Source organism: Bacteroides sp. 1_1_30 (assembly GCF_020982715.1).
Lineage (GTDB): Bacteria > Bacteroidota > Bacteroidia > Bacteroidales > Bacteroidaceae > Bacteroides > Bacteroides xylanisolvens.
This window is the reverse complement of the sequence record NZ_JAJKHN010000052.1, coordinates 31737-47567: the sequence shown is the minus strand read 5'-3', so window position 1 is coordinate 47567 and position 15831 is coordinate 31737. Positions and strand designations below refer to the sequence as shown.

The window sequence follows — 15831 nt, the reverse complement described above, 5'->3', positions numbered from 1 at the left end:
AAATATATACTCATCTTTTAAGGGATATATTTTATCAAATTGGAAGGGTAATATTATATTGCCTTGTGTGTTAATTATTCCCCATTTTCCATCTTTGACAGCTCTTGCTAATCCCCAACAGAAAGAAGAATCACACCATGAATATAATCCAAAAGGGATAATTTGAGTATTATCTATGTTAATGTAAGCATACTGTAGACTTGCATTTCTGACCATAGCTAATCCACAACTGAAAGGATTGAAGTTAGTATATTGTGGTGGAATAATAATATTCCCACTTTTATCTTTCAATCCAAAAAGACTATTCTCTTGGTAAATTATAAAGTCTGCATTTTCCATAATAATTTCCTTTTGTAGCATACTACAAAAAGAAGGTGTGAGCCTAACCTTGATTGCTTATCAGAAGGTATCGCCAAACACCTATAACCATGCAAACAAGGAAAGCCCACACCTATATAGGTATGAGCATTCACTAACCTGCTTTTGATGGTTATATCTGATTGAAATTGGCGATTTCTCTGATAACATCAAGCAAGAAGCAAACACTTCTTTTCTAATATGTCTTGTTAAACTTCTATTTCATTAGTTGTCATTTAATTAATACTGTTGCAAAGATAGAACTTTCCAGTAATACTTCATCATTTGACTGCCATAATTTAATAGGTTTCAAGTCATATTAGTACCATAGGTGCAGGCTATATCCTTATTGCACAAAGGTAAGCTTAATTATTCATTTTCTATATGCTAAACTGATAAATAGAGCACCAGTAACTATCAATATAAGCCACTGTAATATCATATCTAATGCTGTCATATATACACAAGTTAAAGCCCCAGTCCATGATGAACTAGGGCTATCAACAACAATAAAACACATAGTAAGAAGCATATAACCTCTTAATCCTTAAGTATCATACTGGTGAGAACAAAGCCTACCAGAATCAAGATAATCTCACACATAATTCAATCAACATTTAATTTAGTCTAACTTACTAACTATTGCTATAATTCATGTTTACATACTTCACCGAACCTCAAGTGGTTAAGTTATTATAGCAGCACTTCTCTCTATCCTGTAATCAAATACCGTTAACCTATATTAGAAGAGGCAGTCAACTTCTATTAAACTGTCCTCTGATTTGCCATTCTACATCACTTACTTTGTATATATAATATGCAAGAAAGTGAGGCTGGGGAAATTTCCCATCATAATGGTATAATAACAGCAGAGGGAATTGATTTAATAGAAGGTAGGATATTGTAGACCTTAGAAGGTTAAGTATTTATAGTTTTCCTTCATCATAATAGGAGTAGTATTCCTTCTCTGGGCTTAAGATTACATGGTCTGCTACATGAATCTCCATGAGTTCTGCTGCCTTCCTTACTTTTTCAGTCAAAGCATCATCCAAAGTACTGGGTTTCATGCTTCCAGAAGGGTGATTATGTGCCAATATTACCTGTGTTGCATTAGCCAATAAGGCAGCTTGTAATATCAACCTTACATCTACATAAGTTGCAGATATTCCACCTTCTGAAATAGGTACTATACCCAATACTCTATTAGACTGATTAAGTAGTACTACTTTAAAGCTTTCCTTGTATTCTATTGTGTCATCAGGGAAGCACTTTATCAATAGTTCATAGGCATCCTGTGAGCTATTTATCTTGTATCTAGTTGATGATTTGACATTGCTTTTATAGCTCAATTGAACCTCTGCTACATTCATTATACTGTCCATAAGATACACTAATTAATGAACCAACTATATTCATTCTCACCATATAAAGCCTTATTAAGTCCTTCTGCCAGTTGAGTGGCATTAAGTGACCTGTCCAAGAAGTTATCAATGTAGCTACTTTTATTAGCTCCAGTTAGTAAGTTGTACACATTCCACATGCTGATTTCCCTGCTGTCCAAAAGGGTACTAAAGTTATCATCATTATAATATGCTTTGGCAACTAATCCTATCTGGGTATCAGTCATTAGCATCTGTGGTAACTTCTTCTTTTGGTCTACAGGTAAGAACTGATATAATCTGCATCTACCTAAGAACTGGGCAAATTGGGACTCTCTCATATAAGTATCCTTATAAGCTGACATATAATACATGTGTTGGGCTATATTGTACTCTTGGAACAGCCTCACCACTGCATTGAATAGTTCAGTTGTACTCATAACCTTTAATTCTGACCTGTAACCATCTGTTGAGACACACATGTTACAACATACAAGATTTTTAAAGCCAATGAACACCTTGAACTTCTCTGCACCCTTTTTGCTGTAAAGGTTTTCATGGTTATAAGCTCTAACTCCACCTATGGTTAAATTCAGTCTGTTACCTGCAATATCCTCATATATGGTAGGTATCTCAAAACAGAACATCATTCTCTCAAAGTAGATGGTTTTATCAGATTCCAGTAATTGATTCACTGGCTTATGAATAGCTTCCGGTATCCTACCTTTGATAACATGGCTTACCCTAATGGCAGGTTCTTCTATTCTCTCATTGGAGAACACCTTATTAGCTGCTTCCCATACAGTTTCAATGAAACTGGAGTGTGATATAGTAACCTCATTATCTTTAGAGAACACAGGTGTAATACATTCCTCCTTGAGGTATTGCATGGTTACTTCCTTTGTATTAGCCTCAATAAAAGGTAACTTATTACCTTCTCTGGTGCTTATGGAATCAGCTTCTACAGGATTTGTTGACATAATACCTGTGTTGATGATTTCCATTGGCTCAACTATTTGAACATGAGAGTCTTCTTTGTTGATTCTATTAGGGTATATCAGATTAGCTCTGACTGGCTGCAACTGCATTATTTCCATATCTAATGTAATTAGGGGTATAGTTAATAGTTGGTTGATTCTTTTGTACCTGAAGTGCTGCTTTCTTCTGCATGAATTCTGATGTTAACTGCTGATACCATTCAGGATAAGCATGATAGATGGCAGTCAGTTCTTCAATGGTTTTACTGCTGTTAATCTTGCTCCTTATCATCTCCAGATTGACACCATCATTACACCAATCAAGTATTATCTGACCTGTAGCAGATGTAATGGTAAAATCAGGCTTACCTATGAACAGGTTTGTCCTGTCTTTAGATGCAATAGTCTGGTGCTTCATGTTGATGTCAAATACTATGGTAAATTCATAATCTATACCATCTCTCATGACTGCTTTTAGTCCTACTTTCTCTGGTATCATCTTGCCATTCTTCTCACTTAGAACATAGTCCTGTTTGCATCTCATAGTGCATATAACATGGCTTCCAGACTGCAATACTTTCTGCATAAAAGCATTGATTCTAGGTGTCACTTTCTGCCAGTTGGTGAAGCTGTTACCTTGTAATCCTGCATGGTATTCAAGTAAAGTATCCCAGCATTGAGAAATGCTATCAATTATGATAACTTCCATACCTGCACCTTCACGTATTTCAATAGCTTGTATATAAGTTTCAGGTGTAAAGTTATCACTTAGACTTAATACATTATAAGCACCTAAGTGAGCATAAAGGTCAGCACTTCCATTCTCACTGTCAATAATGGCTATCTTAGTCCAGTCATTACATAAACCATAAGCTAAAAGCAATGCAGAATAGGTCTTACCTGAACCTGCACAGCCTTGTAAAGCAAGCTTAATTTTAGCCTGCTTCTTGGATGAAACTCTTAAATTCAACATATCTGAATAGGATTAATTGTTATACACAGTCTATAAAGAAAAAAGGAAGCAAGTCCTAATAAACTTGCCTCCTTGAGGTCTACATTGAGACCTGTCATAAAGTTGCTAATGTCATAGCTCCACCTTCACCTCTTTGATGCAGCATATAGAACATATCACCTGTATCTGGTGAACATACTTGAGAGATAACAGGATTGGTTACTTCTCCATTAAGAAATTTGTCACTTGCTGCACCTATTTCACAGCCATAAACAAAGAAGCACTTCCCTGTATGAGGATTTTGCTTTACCTCAATCTTACTTACTCCCTTTTGAGCCTTGAACTCATTCACTGTCACTGTCTCTAAGAACTTTAACTTTTCCATAATCTTGTATTTTATTGTTGTGCAGACAGACTATTCTGCTGCTGTTGATTCAGTTACTATGGTGGGGTAATGAGCTAACTGTAATGAGCTTATAATGTAAATCCAATATTCCCCAATATGCATAGGGGGACTATCCCACTCCTAAGGTAAGGGGAGGGAGACTTTGTGACTTAGAGTGCACTTGTAAGTATCAAATTGAAGAAAAAAATAAAAAATTTAGAAGTATAATATATCAGGTGACAGTAAGAAGTGCTATATATTAGTTATGTACATATAAAGCAATCCCCTGCCTTCAGGTGTAAAAACAGGGGATATTGGGGTATGTATCATTCATTCATCATTAATAGTATCAAGGTAATGCTTGATTTCATCATCATCTGGTACATGTGATATAACTTTGTCTATCCAAGTATCGTGACCCAAATGAGGGTACAGAAGGACTTTAGATTCCATGTGCTCAGTCCATGCTAGTGCCATTGGAACATCATAAGAAGACCAGATTACTTTCTTCTCAATCAATAAGTCTCTATACTTTTTATATGTATTCTTTGCCATATCCAAGTGGCTATAAATGGCTTTGTCTGATAGGTCTACCCTGAACTCTTTGTTAACACAAAGGCAGTATAACCCTATCATAACTCCTTTCTCTTCTGGACTTAAAGAGCTGTCACTGAATAACTCTGCCCATATAATTCTGAAATTCTTAGGAGGATTGGGTAGATAATAGATATTCCTTCTAATCTCTCTTTGCTGCTGTATAGTCTCTACTCTATATCCTTTATCTTCTAGCTCCTTTAGTCTGGGGATAAAGGAATCTTTGATATAATCTGTACTTACTCCTGTAAGCTCTGACAACTGACTGATAGTAGTATCTGTTGTCATGTAATTGCTTTCCCTTTGAGGATAGGCATTAATATAGAGACCTGCTAATAGGTAGAGCTGCTTTGGATTGAAGTACCTGCAAGCTTCAATGGGGATGATAGTGAATTGTTTAACTATTGTCATTAATTCTGATTTTATAGGGGTCAAAATCCACCCCATACTAATTACCTACAGTAATAAAGGATTAAAGGTAATTAGTATAGGGTGATATTTGACCCTAAGGTTGCTTCTGTTGATAGCTAATGTCATATTAGAGATATATCACTCCTATAACCATCTGATTATCAAATGTAAATATAGTAAATAAAGTCTATAATACCAATATTCTTATCATTTATCTGATTGTATATTAACCTTCTATAACATAAATAACTTTAACAAGTTATTCTCTTTGGTAGCTATCCTGCCAGTATGTTCTTTAAAACCTCTTGGATTCTCTCCTCTGATGGTGTACTTATTCCCAGATGTCCTGTCAGTGGCATATATGCTTTTCAATAAGGCTACATACTTTCTAGGTTTCAGTACCTTATGTAGATGATACTGGACTATAGGAGCTAATATCTCTTGTATCTCACTTGCTGAATAGCTCTTATTTAAGGTGAAACTTCTTCTTATTGCAACCTTGAAAGGATGCTCTTCATCTAGTGCCCAATACATAACTGCATTATTGAGATTCTTGTAAGCTATACTGTTACTTGTTCTAATCTCCCATAGCTGATGTAGCAAACTATCAAGGTCAACATATTTGTAGAGCTTAATGAATCTCTCTAAGAATATCTTTGTCCTGCTTCTACTTTGCCTAATGTATAAGTGCAAAGTATTGTCATTCAACTGCCCTGTGGTTGATAATACTTTGATGTTATCTATGGCTTCTTGAATGTAACTATCTGTCAACTTATTCTGTGCATCCTTATTGGTTTTCTCTATGCTGTTTTGCTCTGGAGAAACACCATGAGGTAGGGATTTATAACTAATGATGTTAACCTGTTTACCTAGTACTTCTTTCAAGGTTTCAGGCATAAAATATGAGGCATATAAGTCGGTTCTTTCAATGATGTAATCTATATTGAGGTAGGCAGGTACATTCTTTCCATATATATCCTTTCTAGTCAAGTTAATTAACTCATTCCCTGCAATTCTCTCCTGTGCTTTCTCTCTTATGGCTTCTTTGATTATTGCAAATAGATCAGTCAAGGTATAATCCCCCTGTGAGATAGTATCTGCTGATTCAAGTACTTTGAGTACCTTTTGGGCTTTGTTTAATAGAGTGGCAGTGTACTTTTCCATACTTTCCATTACTGATACATATCCTAAGGTGTTATATATAATAGTTTCACTTAATACTCCATTATCCTTTCTGCATCTACCATGTATTTGTGTCATTCTATCTAAGGTCAACATTGAGTGACTTCTTCTTACATCTGATACAGTGATTAGATGGTAACTATCCTCTATATCTATACCAGTGAAGTAGCAACAGGTGGCAAAGTTAATCCTAGCAGGTAAGGTATCATTGTCTCCTAGTTTAGGTGCAAAGTATTCTCCTGCTTCCTTTATGGATGCCTCACTACATAGGATAGCACATTCCTTTCTGGTTTCTTCATCTAAGGTTGATAAGATATTCTGTATTTGTAGTATGGAGTTATAGGCTATGAATATCTTATCTCTAGGGTGAGAGATAATCTCTTCTATAACAGTTTGCGTGGTATTATTAGTGTGCAATAACTTAACATCTCTTCGGGCATTATATATCCAAGTTATGGAGAACTTACATTCTTTCTTTAGTAGTGGATTGATGAACTCCTTCATAGTAGCTGTTACCATACATCTGTTCTTTAATGGGAACATAAGGTAGTAGTCAATCACATTCTCCAATTGGGGTCTGAAGTTGTTGTCAGTCTGGAGAACATCAATCTCATCAATCATAAGAAAGTAGTCTTTATAGTTTTTTCCTATGATACCTAACAGCCTACCTAGACTGTCTGCAACTACTAGAAGTTTCTTGTATCCATCTTTTGCAAGGTATTCCTCAATCTGCTGATTAGTTACCTTTTCCTTTTCACCTTTAATCTCACTACCTACATATAATGTATTAGGATGCTTTGAGTGTTTACTATAAGCCAGAGCCTTAGTAGGAAAGACTATGATTGAGTTTCTCTTTGAGTTTATCTCAAGAGTAGTAGCTCCAATACCTGGTATCTTCTTGTCTACTAACCCATGAGGCATCTTGGTTAAATAGTTAGATAGTAAGTGCTTCTTATTGGCAAAAATCCCTGTTACTTTATTAGGAGCTTCACCAACGGGAAAACCTGATAAGTCTTCAATTACTGTATCAGGAGTTATAGTTATTCCATTCTCCTTTAGTTCCTGTATAGTCTGGTAGTCTTTTTCTGTCAAGTCATCCCAATCTATTACATCTGCAAAGGTATTGTAAGTAATATCACTATACTGTTGAGTAGCCTCTTTCATGTGCTCACTTTGTTTAAGGTTATATATAAGTAGTAAGTGAACAAATATACTAAAGAACCTCCATAGTCCAATCAACTACAGAGGTTCTTTTGTGTTAAACTTACTTCACTTCTGGACTAGGCAGCTCACTATAACTACCAAATACATACTCAACCACCTTCTTGTTAGCTTCATTCTCTATCTTGAAGTCTCTTTCAATATAGATGTCAGTGACTTTCATAGCCTCATCAATATGATTTAAGGCAGCATGAACTGTATACTTATCTATGCCTACCTTGTTAACAGCTAATGTAGCCCATGAGTGCCTTGCAGCATAGTACTCCAAATCATCCACTTTTAGTATTTTGCCAATTTGCTTTAACCCAAGATTGATGGCTCTGTTGAAGTTCTTGAAAGTAGAATAGAGATGATAGAAGCAGAACACCTTCTTCTGTGTGTAATCTTCATATTTCTTCATTAAAGGTAGTAAGACAGGAAGAACATCTACTTTCATCTTAGCTTTATCAAGTCTTCTGTCTGTAGTCTTAGTCCTGTAATAGGTAATTGAACCATCTTCCAGTTCACTACAGTTATACAAGTCAGCAGAGTTCATCCCTATAAGACAGAAAGAAAGGATAAAGCAATCCTTAGCAAGGTTGAAAGGACATAACCTTTCTCTACCATTAGCATTAATGATATAGGGTAATTCCCATATCTTCTTAATTAACTCTGCTGATAATGCTCTCTTCCTAGTTGCTTCCTGCTTTGGTATCACCAAGTTCTCAAAAGGTGAGTTAGGTATCCTAATGAGATTCCTGTCATAATCATTGTACTTCTTCTTAGCTTCATTGAATAGATGTCTGATGCTACTAGTGTACAGTGATACCATTCTGTTAGAGGGTATTCTCTTTCCTTTCTTCTGAAGTTCTGCTACTTGTTTAGCCCTTTTCTTGTGAAGGTATTCCATGAACTCCATCATTAACAACTTGGTAACTTGGTTAGTATTTAATTTGTCCTTTCCTAAGAAGGCAATGAAGGCATTGAGGGCAGTTTGATAATTTCTCTTACCCTTGACCTCTGTAGCTGCCAACCAGTCTTTGCAGAACTGGATAAAGTCAATAGGAGTATTCTTTTCCTTCTCTTTCTGGATATAATCAAGTACATCACTTAAGGTTAAATTGGAAGCCTCCAATGGAAGCCCCATACATAACTCTTCATAGTATCTGACCAATCTGTCAGCTTCCTTGATGTACTTTGGATTCTTTAACTTGAAGTCCTTAGTCAGGTCTTCTGCTCTTACAAAGATATGAGTAGCCAACCTCTTAACCTCTCTGTTGTAGGTTAGCCTAATCTTTACGTTATAAGTTTTATCAACTTTTTGCTTAGATTTTAAGACTTCAGCTTTAATAGTCAACATGTTACATTGGTTTATTGGGAACAACAATAGACCAACAACTATACTTTAAAGGGGTAATTTAGCCTAATTTCTGCACCTGAATGATGCTCTACCAACAAAGAAAAAGTCCTTATAAGTATCTAACTTACAAGGACTTCTCTTTGGGTGGAAGACCGGACTCGAACCGGCGACATTCAGAACCACAATCTGACGCTCTAACCAACTGAACTACATCCACCATGTCTGCGTTTCTCTAACGCGGTGCAAAGATAGATATTATCTTCTAATCTCCAAAAGATTCTGCTATTTTTTTTCGAAAAAAGTATATTCTTTTATTCCCTGATTGTGCTTGTTGAAAAGGGTTCGCGCGTCATTCGTGAAGATTTTCAGAGAGTTACGTGCTTGTAAAGGAATTGAATCAATCGGGAAATTGACGGGGAGTAATTGATGATTTTTTTTCCCGGACTGAATGGGGCGGGCTGTCCAGACTAAACTATACTCGCAATTATTGAGACGGACTGTGCTGTCTTTTACTAATTCCATTCTTACCATCAGTCCACCATCGGTGCGGCGGGCGGACATATTGGAAATATAATTTCCCAGTGAATAGACTACGAGATGTTTGTCGTTCGTCACGCTGTCTGTGCGAACTTCAATGGGTTGAACTACGTGAGGGTGGGAGCCGATGACATGATTTACTCCTTTTTGAATCAGCCAGTCAGCAAGGAATTTCTGCTCTTTGTCCGGGAGTGACTGGTATTCGATTCCCCAATGCATACAAGCTATGATTGCGTCCGGTTTCACTGCTTTGCTCTCTTCAATATCTTTGGCGATAACTGTTGTATCAATATAGTTCACGATATTGGGAGGAGTAACGGGGATACCGTTTGTGCCATACGTATAGTTGAGCAGGGCGATGCGGAACCCGTTCTTTTCCAATAAAAGAGGATATTTCTTGTCGCGTTCTTCGGTGTTGATATACGTGCCTGCATGTGGAATTTTCAACGAGTCGATAAGTTGAATGGTACGCTCCAATCCGGATTTGCCACGGTCGAGACTATGATTGTTGGCAGTCACTAAAACATTGAAACCTGCGTCATGAATTGCGGTCAGAAATTCGTCCGGTGCGCTGAAAGCAGGATAACCTTTGTAGGGTTTGCCTCCTAACGTAACTTCCAGATTGGCGATAGCGAGATCGGCTCTCCCTATTTCTTCTTTAACGTACGTAAAACAGGTGGAATAATCATAGCCGGTTGAGGTTCGTGCAGCGTTGATTTGTCCTTGATGCTGCATGAGGTCACCTACGAAAAGGAGTCGTAGGGTATCAGTGGGGGAAATACTGTCGGTTGCGGAAAGGCTGTCCGACAGGGTATCGATGATAGAATCTCTCTTTGCCTGCGACCGGGAGGTGCAGGACAAAGAGAGAAGTAAAATCATCAGAAACAAGCTATGTCTCATTGATAAATGGCTTTCTTGCCAGCTAAGAGTGTATTTTTCATTAACGATACAATCGTCATCGGTCCAACACCGCCCGGTACGGGAGTGATAAAGGAACATTTTGGGGCAACTTCGTCAAACTTCACGTCACCAGTCAGTTTGAAGCCTGATTTCTTGGTTGCATCCGGCACACGCGTAGTACCTACATCGATAACTACCGCACCTTCTTTCACCATTTCGGCTTTTACAAAGTTGGGTTGTCCCAGGGCAGCGATGATAATATCAGCTTCCTGACATTCTTTTATCAGGTCCTTGCTGCGGCTGTGGCATACCGTCACCGTGGCATCGCCCGGATAGGCTTTCTGCATCATCAGGGCAGCCATCGGTTTGCCGACGATATTGCTACGTCCGAGTACAACACATTTTTTGCCGGAAGTCTCTATTTCGTAACGTTTCAACAATTCGAGGATACCGTTGGGAGTAGCGGATACATAGCACGGAAGTCCGATGGACATACGGCCTACGTTGATCGGGTGGAAGCCGTCTACATCTTTACGGTAATCAATCGTTTCGATTACTTTCTGTTCGGAGATATGTTTAGGTAAGGGAAGTTGTACGATAAAGCCGTCTACATCGTCGTCTTCATTCAGTTCGCGTACTTTGGCAAGCAGTTCTTCTTCGGTCACGTCACTTTCATAACGGATGAGGGAGGACTTGAATCCACATACTTCACAGGCTTTTACTTTGGCAGCTACATACGTTTCGCTACCACCATCGTGTCCAACAAGGATAGCCGCCAGATGCGGGCGTTTTCCGCCACGAGCCACAATTTCGGCTACTTCGGCTGCAATCTCTTGTTTCACTTGTTCGGAAATGGCTTTTCCGTCTATCAGAGTCATATTTTCAGAGTATTTATTGGTGATGGGCAAAAGTAAAATAAATAACTGAACTCTCCAAAAGGATTGGAATTTTTGTCAGGAGATGAGCAGTATATTATCAGTTTGTTAGTGGAGAAACTACTTTCTACCGTAGGCTTCCGGATACAAAAAAGAGGAAGTCGAAACTTCCTCTTTTTTTGTTATAATCAGTTTGGAACTATTGAATGATTATCTTTTCATTTTAGGCATCATCTTACCCATCTTGCTGCTAGTTACCATCTTCATCATTTTGCGAGTCTGGTCGAACTGTTTCAGCAGGCGGTTTACTTCCTGAATAGTCGTTCCGCTACCTTTGGCGATACGTGTACGACGTGATCCGTTCAGTATTTCCGGGTTGGAACGTTCTGCCGGAGTCATGGAATAGATGATAGCTTCGATGCTTTTGAAAGCATTGTCGTCAATATCAATATCTTTGATTGCCTTTCCTACTCCCGGAATCATGGAGGCAAGGTCTTTCAGATTACCCATTTTCTTGATTTGTGCAATCTGGCTAAGGAAGTCATTGAAGTCGAATTGGTTCTTGGCAATTTTCTTCTGTAAACGTTTAGCCTCTTCTTCATCATATTGTTCCTGTGCACGTTCTACCAATGAAACGATGTCACCCATACCGAGAATACGGTCGGCCATACGGGCAGGGTGGAATTGGTCGATTGCTTCCAGCTTTTCACCTGTACCAACAAATTTGATCGGTTTGTTCACTACCGAACGGATAGAAAGAGCCGCACCACCGCGGGTATCACCATCGAGTTTGGTCAGTACCACACCGTTGAAGTCCAGACGTTCGTTGAATTCTTTAGCCGTGTTTACAGCATCCTGACCGGTCATGGAGTCTACCACGAACAGAATTTCGTTCGGGTTGATTGCTTCTTTGATAGCGGCGATCTCGTTCATCATCTGTTCGTCTACTGCCAGACGTCCGGCTGTATCGACGATAACGAGGTCATATCCTTTGGCTTTAGCTTCCTGAATAGCGTGTTGTGCGATTTCTACCGGATTCTTGCTGTCCAGTTCGCAGTACATCGGTACTTCGATTTGTTCTGCCAATACGCGCAACTGTTCGATAGCTGCCGGACGGTAAACGTCACAAGCAACCAGTAATGGCTTACGGTTTTTCTTGGTTTTCAGCATCCGTGCCAACTTACCGGAGAAGGTGGTCTTACCCGAACCTTGCAAACCTGACATCAGGATGACTGCCGGACGGGCGTCGATATTGATCTCGGCTGTCTCTCCACCCATCAACTGTGTAAGTTCATCATGTACGATTTTCACCATCAACTGGCTTGGCTTCACAGCCGTAAGCACGTTCTGGCCAAGAGCTTTTTCTTTCACTGTATCCGTGAAATTCTTTGCCACCTTGTAGTTTACGTCGGCGTCGAGAAGTGCTTTACGTACGTCTTTCAGCGTCTCCGCCACGTTGATTTCGGTGATTTTGCCTTCACCTTTCAGAATCTTGAATGACCGTTCTAGTCTTTCACTTAAATTATCGAACATAGTTATTTAATTACGAATTACTAATTACAATTTACTTGGGCGAAAGAGGGACTTTTCCGTCTACTCTTTATTTGAGCTTGCAAATGTACAAAAATCTCTTGTATTTATATCTTTTTATTCTGCCATTTTGCTTTTTTGAGATAAATATAACTTGTTATCAACAGCAAGCTATAATACACAATCTCAATCGTAAAGCAAATTTCGATCGGTGCTTTCAGCCACATTCCGATGAAAATGATGTATGATCCGTAGATGATAATTGTAATCGTTTCGAGCAACAGGGCTGCCTGTGTATTTCCTGTTCCGGAGATACCGTTGAACACTACATTGGCTACGGATGCGATAAGCATGGCGCAACAAATTACATATACCGAAGGTACGGATTCCGTAATGAGTGCGGCTTCACTGGTGTAGATAGAGAGCAGGAACTGCGGAAACAGTGCCGATACCGCTACTAACCCCAGCATGATGAAAAAGGAGAAACGCGCAATTTTATTAATGAGCGGCATCACGTGCTGGATGCCTCCTGCACCAATAGCATTGCTGACAAGACTGTTGGTAGTCGTAGCCAGTGCGTTGACCGGAATCAACAATACGACATAAATACTTCGGACGATATTGGCAATCGCCAGTTCCCGTTGCCCCAACCGTTCTACGGCTACGAAGAAAACAAACCAGGTAGCCATCGACAGGAAATATTGCAGCATGGTGAAGCAGGAGATACTAAGGATCCGCATCAGCAATGCTGGGTCGAATGTGCGCAGGCGGTTCATACCGTATTTCTTTAAATCGACCGTGGCATACGTATAGATGACGAAAAAGAGAATGGAGGAGGCTTCTGCCAGTACGGAAGCAATAGCAGCCCCTTTGATACCCATTTCCGGCAAACCGAACTTTCCGAAGATTAATGCATAGTCCAGTACGACATTGGTTAATGCCATGACAATGGCATTGATGGTTAGCACTTTAGTGCGTGTAATGCCGATGTACAATGCCCGGAACATGACATTGATAAAAGAGAAAAAGAATCCGTAAATACGCCAGTCCAGAAACTCCATTGTTCCTTCGTAGATGGATTCTGAAGAAACTAGCAAACGCATGATGTTTCCACCGAATGCCTTGGTGAATCCAAATAGCAGCAGTGCCATCACGAACAGGAACATGACTCCCTGAATCATGACAGGGCCGACATCTGAATAGCGGCCTTCGCCATTGCGTCGCGCTATGACAATCTGCGAACCGGTACTGAATCCGAATGCGATGGTGAATACACATATATAAAATAACCCGCCCATAGCCGATGCTCCAAGAGCTACCTCACTCACGTGTCCGAGGAATGCTGTGTCGGTGACATTGATGACATTTTGTGCCAGCAAGCTTAGTAGTATCGGGTAACTGACACTCCAAATCTGTTTGTTGGTATACATAATTAAGCGTTTAAGTTTACACTTTGCAAAGATAGTGCTTTATTTCGATTCGGAAGCGATGGGGTAGATGAAAACTATTTCCGGACCTTCGGGAGTTTTATCGTTAGTTGATTCGGAATGAAGCATGTCTCCCTTACGGCTTAATATGAACCGGATGATTCGTGTTTGCCGGTGTTCTTGGGCTATACTAGTGCGCTGCTTGCTTGTAAGTTTGCCAGCGAAAGAACTAAAAAGAGTGAAGATTTCTTTGTCGTCTTCACTCTTTTTTATTATTTATTTTCTTTTGAGTATTTCTCGAACTCCAGGACCTTCGTGGTTGGGGTAGCCGGGAGTATGGTTTCTGCATCGTGGATCAGCATCTACTTTCAAGCTTCGGTAGTCATCTTTTGTGCGGGTGATGTAATCATCAAGCATGGCACGGTGTTCTGCCAGAACTTTACTGTATTTCGGATCTTTGGCGAGATTCTTGCGTTCTCCCGGATCTTTTTTCATATCATATAGTTCTTCTCCGTTGCCTTCCAGATAGTGCGTGTATTTGTATCTCGGTCCGCGTACCATACGTCCGGGGGTAACGACATATTCATATTCGCTGTGCCATTCGGAAACTACATAAGGGTGAGTCTTTTTCTGTTTCTCTCCTTTTAATGTGGGTGCGAGACTGATTCCCTGTTTTTCGACCGGAACGGAAATTCCTGCCAAATCACAAAGGGTAGGCAAAAGATCCAGCGTAGGCTGTGTCAATAGTTGATCTACCGGTTTTTTCTGTTGTTTGATGCCGGGACCTGCAAAGATAAACGGAACGTTTGTCATTTCATCATAGAAACTGATATGCTTGGTCACCATACGGTGTGAAGCCATTCCGTCGCCATGATCGGCCATGATAACAACGATGGTGTTTCTTCCGGCAGGAGTGGAGTAAAGAGCTTTTAATACACTGTCTACTTGCTTGGACACCATTTTAGTATAGTGCTGGAAAGCGGCAATGTAATGACGGTAATTCTCTTCATTCCAATGAGATGCCTGGGTCATGCGGCGATGGCTGCAACAGATGTATTGCACCGGTTTGGGGATATTGTTCCAGTCTTCCACGTCGAAGTTGGCTGGTAGTTCAGGAAGAGTTCCGCTGATGGGGCGGTCGGTATGTACTCCTTCATTTGCTCCTACGAATCCGCAAATGTTGTGAGGGTTCTGAAAATCGGCAATACAGATGAATGGTTCTTTGGGAGGGTTGCTTAAATAAGCAACAGCGTCTTCGCAGGTTCCTACGTCCAGAAAACTGTCGTTATTGACTGGGAACTCCGGATCAGTGAATGGTTTGGCTACCGGTTCTTTGTGTTTGAATCCTCTTAGGGAGCCCATGTCGTGTGTTTTTCCGAAGTGTACGGCTTCGTAACCGTTTTCGGAAAAAAGGCTTCCTAGTGTCGGTACATTTTCGGGAATACGTGGGTTGATAGGTTCGCTGGAGTTCGAACGTACATTCGTTTGATGAGGCATCATGCCGCTCCATAAAGCTGCGCGTGAAGGTTGGCTGAGAGGGCAGCCTACATAAGCATTGGAGAAGATTACTCCTCGTGAAGCGACTTCGTCAATAGGGAGGGTGCAGCCTTGTGTTTGCCCGTAAGCTCCGACGACGCGTTGTGTCAAATGGTCGCACTGGATAATCAGGAAATTGGGCTTTTCTTGAGCTTGGGCTGCTACGCCGCATAGGGCTAATCCCATGAATGGATAAATAGTTTTCATTACTGGTTAGAATTAAGTAATA

At 39.9% G+C, this 15831-nt stretch carries 13 protein-coding genes and 1 tRNA gene; all 14 read right to left on the bottom strand.

Translation table 11 applies throughout. From position 1 onward, the window contains the following. On the bottom strand, window positions 1-339 hold a 339-nt coding region (locus LPH68_RS15965; protein ID WP_230296982.1), incomplete at its 3' end, for a WG repeat-containing protein. A gap of 944 nt (window positions 340-1283) precedes the next feature. After that, window positions 1284-1739 carry a JAB domain-containing protein gene (locus LPH68_RS15960; RefSeq protein WP_008644565.1) on the bottom strand — a complete coding sequence of 152 codons (456 nt, stop codon included), beginning with the start codon at window positions 1737-1739 and terminating at the stop codon, window positions 1284-1286. Between the two features lie 8 nt (window positions 1740-1747). Beyond that, window positions 1748-2833: a DUF3871 family protein gene (locus LPH68_RS15955; protein ID WP_008644567.1), complete on the bottom strand. Its 1086-nt coding sequence runs from the start codon at window positions 2831-2833 to the stop codon at window positions 1748-1750. Then, entirely contained in the window at window positions 2799-3686 is an 888-nt protein-coding gene (locus tag LPH68_RS15950; RefSeq protein WP_230296981.1) for an AAA family ATPase, read from the bottom strand. The genes LPH68_RS15955 and LPH68_RS15950 overlap by 35 nt, the downstream gene beginning before the upstream one ends. 94 nt (window positions 3687-3780) lie before the next feature. Next, entirely contained in the window at window positions 3781-4050 is a 270-nt protein-coding gene (locus LPH68_RS15945; protein WP_008644571.1) for a hypothetical protein, read from the bottom strand. A gap of 330 nt (window positions 4051-4380) precedes the next feature. Next, window positions 4381-5055, bottom strand: a complete 675-nt coding sequence (locus LPH68_RS15940; RefSeq protein WP_008644575.1) for a hypothetical protein — start codon at window positions 5053-5055, stop codon at window positions 4381-4383. A 234-nt stretch (window positions 5056-5289) separates the two neighbouring features. Next, a complete protein-coding gene (locus tag LPH68_RS15935; protein ID WP_151923694.1) occupies window positions 5290-7401 on the bottom strand; it encodes a DEAD/DEAH box helicase family protein in 2112 nt (703 codons plus the stop codon). 100 nt (window positions 7402-7501) lie between these two features. After that, window positions 7502-8797 carry a phage integrase SAM-like domain-containing protein gene (locus LPH68_RS15930; protein ID WP_008644577.1) on the bottom strand — a complete coding sequence of 432 codons (1296 nt, stop codon included), beginning with the start codon at window positions 8795-8797 and terminating at the stop codon, window positions 7502-7504. Window positions 8798-8939: 142 nt separating this feature from the next. Beyond that, window positions 8940-9015, bottom strand: a tRNA-His gene (locus LPH68_RS15925). Between the two features lie 64 nt (window positions 9016-9079). Continuing rightward, window positions 9080-10234, bottom strand: coding sequence for a CapA family protein (locus LPH68_RS15920; protein WP_151923695.1), 1155 nt, complete (start codon window positions 10232-10234; stop codon window positions 9080-9082). Then, the gene (gene folD, locus LPH68_RS15915) at window positions 10231-11112 is read right to left on the bottom strand and encodes a bifunctional methylenetetrahydrofolate dehydrogenase/methenyltetrahydrofolate cyclohydrolase FolD (protein ID WP_004312924.1); all 882 of its coding nucleotides are present in this window, start codon (window positions 11110-11112) and stop codon (window positions 10231-10233) included. Before folD ends, LPH68_RS15920 begins: the two co-directional genes overlap by 4 nt. Window positions 11113-11319: 207 nt before the next feature. After that, the gene (ffh, locus tag LPH68_RS15910) at window positions 11320-12642 is read right to left on the bottom strand and encodes a signal recognition particle protein (RefSeq protein WP_004312925.1); all 1323 of its coding nucleotides are present in this window, start codon (window positions 12640-12642) and stop codon (window positions 11320-11322) included. A 104-nt stretch (window positions 12643-12746) separates the two neighbouring features. Then, window positions 12747-14069, bottom strand: a complete 1323-nt coding sequence (locus LPH68_RS15905; protein WP_008025832.1) for an MATE family efflux transporter — start codon at window positions 14067-14069, stop codon at window positions 12747-12749. 273 nt (window positions 14070-14342) lie between these two features. Further along, complete coding sequence (locus tag LPH68_RS15900; protein ID WP_008025830.1) at window positions 14343-15809, bottom strand: sulfatase; 1467 nt, start codon at window positions 15807-15809, stop codon at window positions 14343-14345. Between the last annotated feature and the right edge of the window lie 22 nt (window positions 15810-15831).

Excerpts from the sequence above, each read along its gene's own strand:
- LPH68_RS15960 (WP_008644565.1), bottom strand. The coding sequence starts at position 1,739 with ATGGACAGTATAATGAATGTAGCAGAGGTTCAATTGAGCTATAAAAGC.
- LPH68_RS15955 (WP_008644567.1), bottom strand. The coding sequence starts at position 2,833 with ATGGAAATAATGCAGTTGCAGCCAGTCAGAGCTAATCTGATATACCCT.
- LPH68_RS15950 (WP_230296981.1), bottom strand. The coding sequence starts at position 3,686 with ATGTTGAATTTAAGAGTTTCATCCAAGAAGCAGGCTAAAATTAAGCTT.
- LPH68_RS15945 (WP_008644571.1), bottom strand. The coding sequence starts at position 4,050 with ATGGAAAAGTTAAAGTTCTTAGAGACAGTGACAGTGAATGAGTTCAAG.
- LPH68_RS15940 (WP_008644575.1), bottom strand. The coding sequence starts at position 5,055 with ATGACAATAGTTAAACAATTCACTATCATCCCCATTGAAGCTTGCAGG.
- LPH68_RS15935 (WP_151923694.1), bottom strand. The coding sequence starts at position 7,401 with ATGAAAGAGGCTACTCAACAGTATAGTGATATTACTTACAATACCTTT.
- LPH68_RS15930 (WP_008644577.1), bottom strand. The coding sequence starts at position 8,797 with ATGTTGACTATTAAAGCTGAAGTCTTAAAATCTAAGCAAAAAGTTGAT.
- LPH68_RS15920 (WP_151923695.1), bottom strand. The coding sequence starts at position 10,234 with ATGAGACATAGCTTGTTTCTGATGATTTTACTTCTCTCTTTGTCCTGC.
- folD (WP_004312924.1), bottom strand. The coding sequence starts at position 11,112 with ATGACTCTGATAGACGGAAAAGCCATTTCCGAACAAGTGAAACAAGAG.
- ffh (WP_004312925.1), bottom strand. The coding sequence starts at position 12,642 with ATGTTCGATAATTTAAGTGAAAGACTAGAACGGTCATTCAAGATTCTG.
- LPH68_RS15905 (WP_008025832.1), bottom strand. The coding sequence starts at position 14,069 with ATGTATACCAACAAACAGATTTGGAGTGTCAGTTACCCGATACTACTA.
- LPH68_RS15900 (WP_008025830.1), bottom strand. The coding sequence starts at position 15,809 with ATGAAAACTATTTATCCATTCATGGGATTAGCCCTATGCGGCGTAGCA.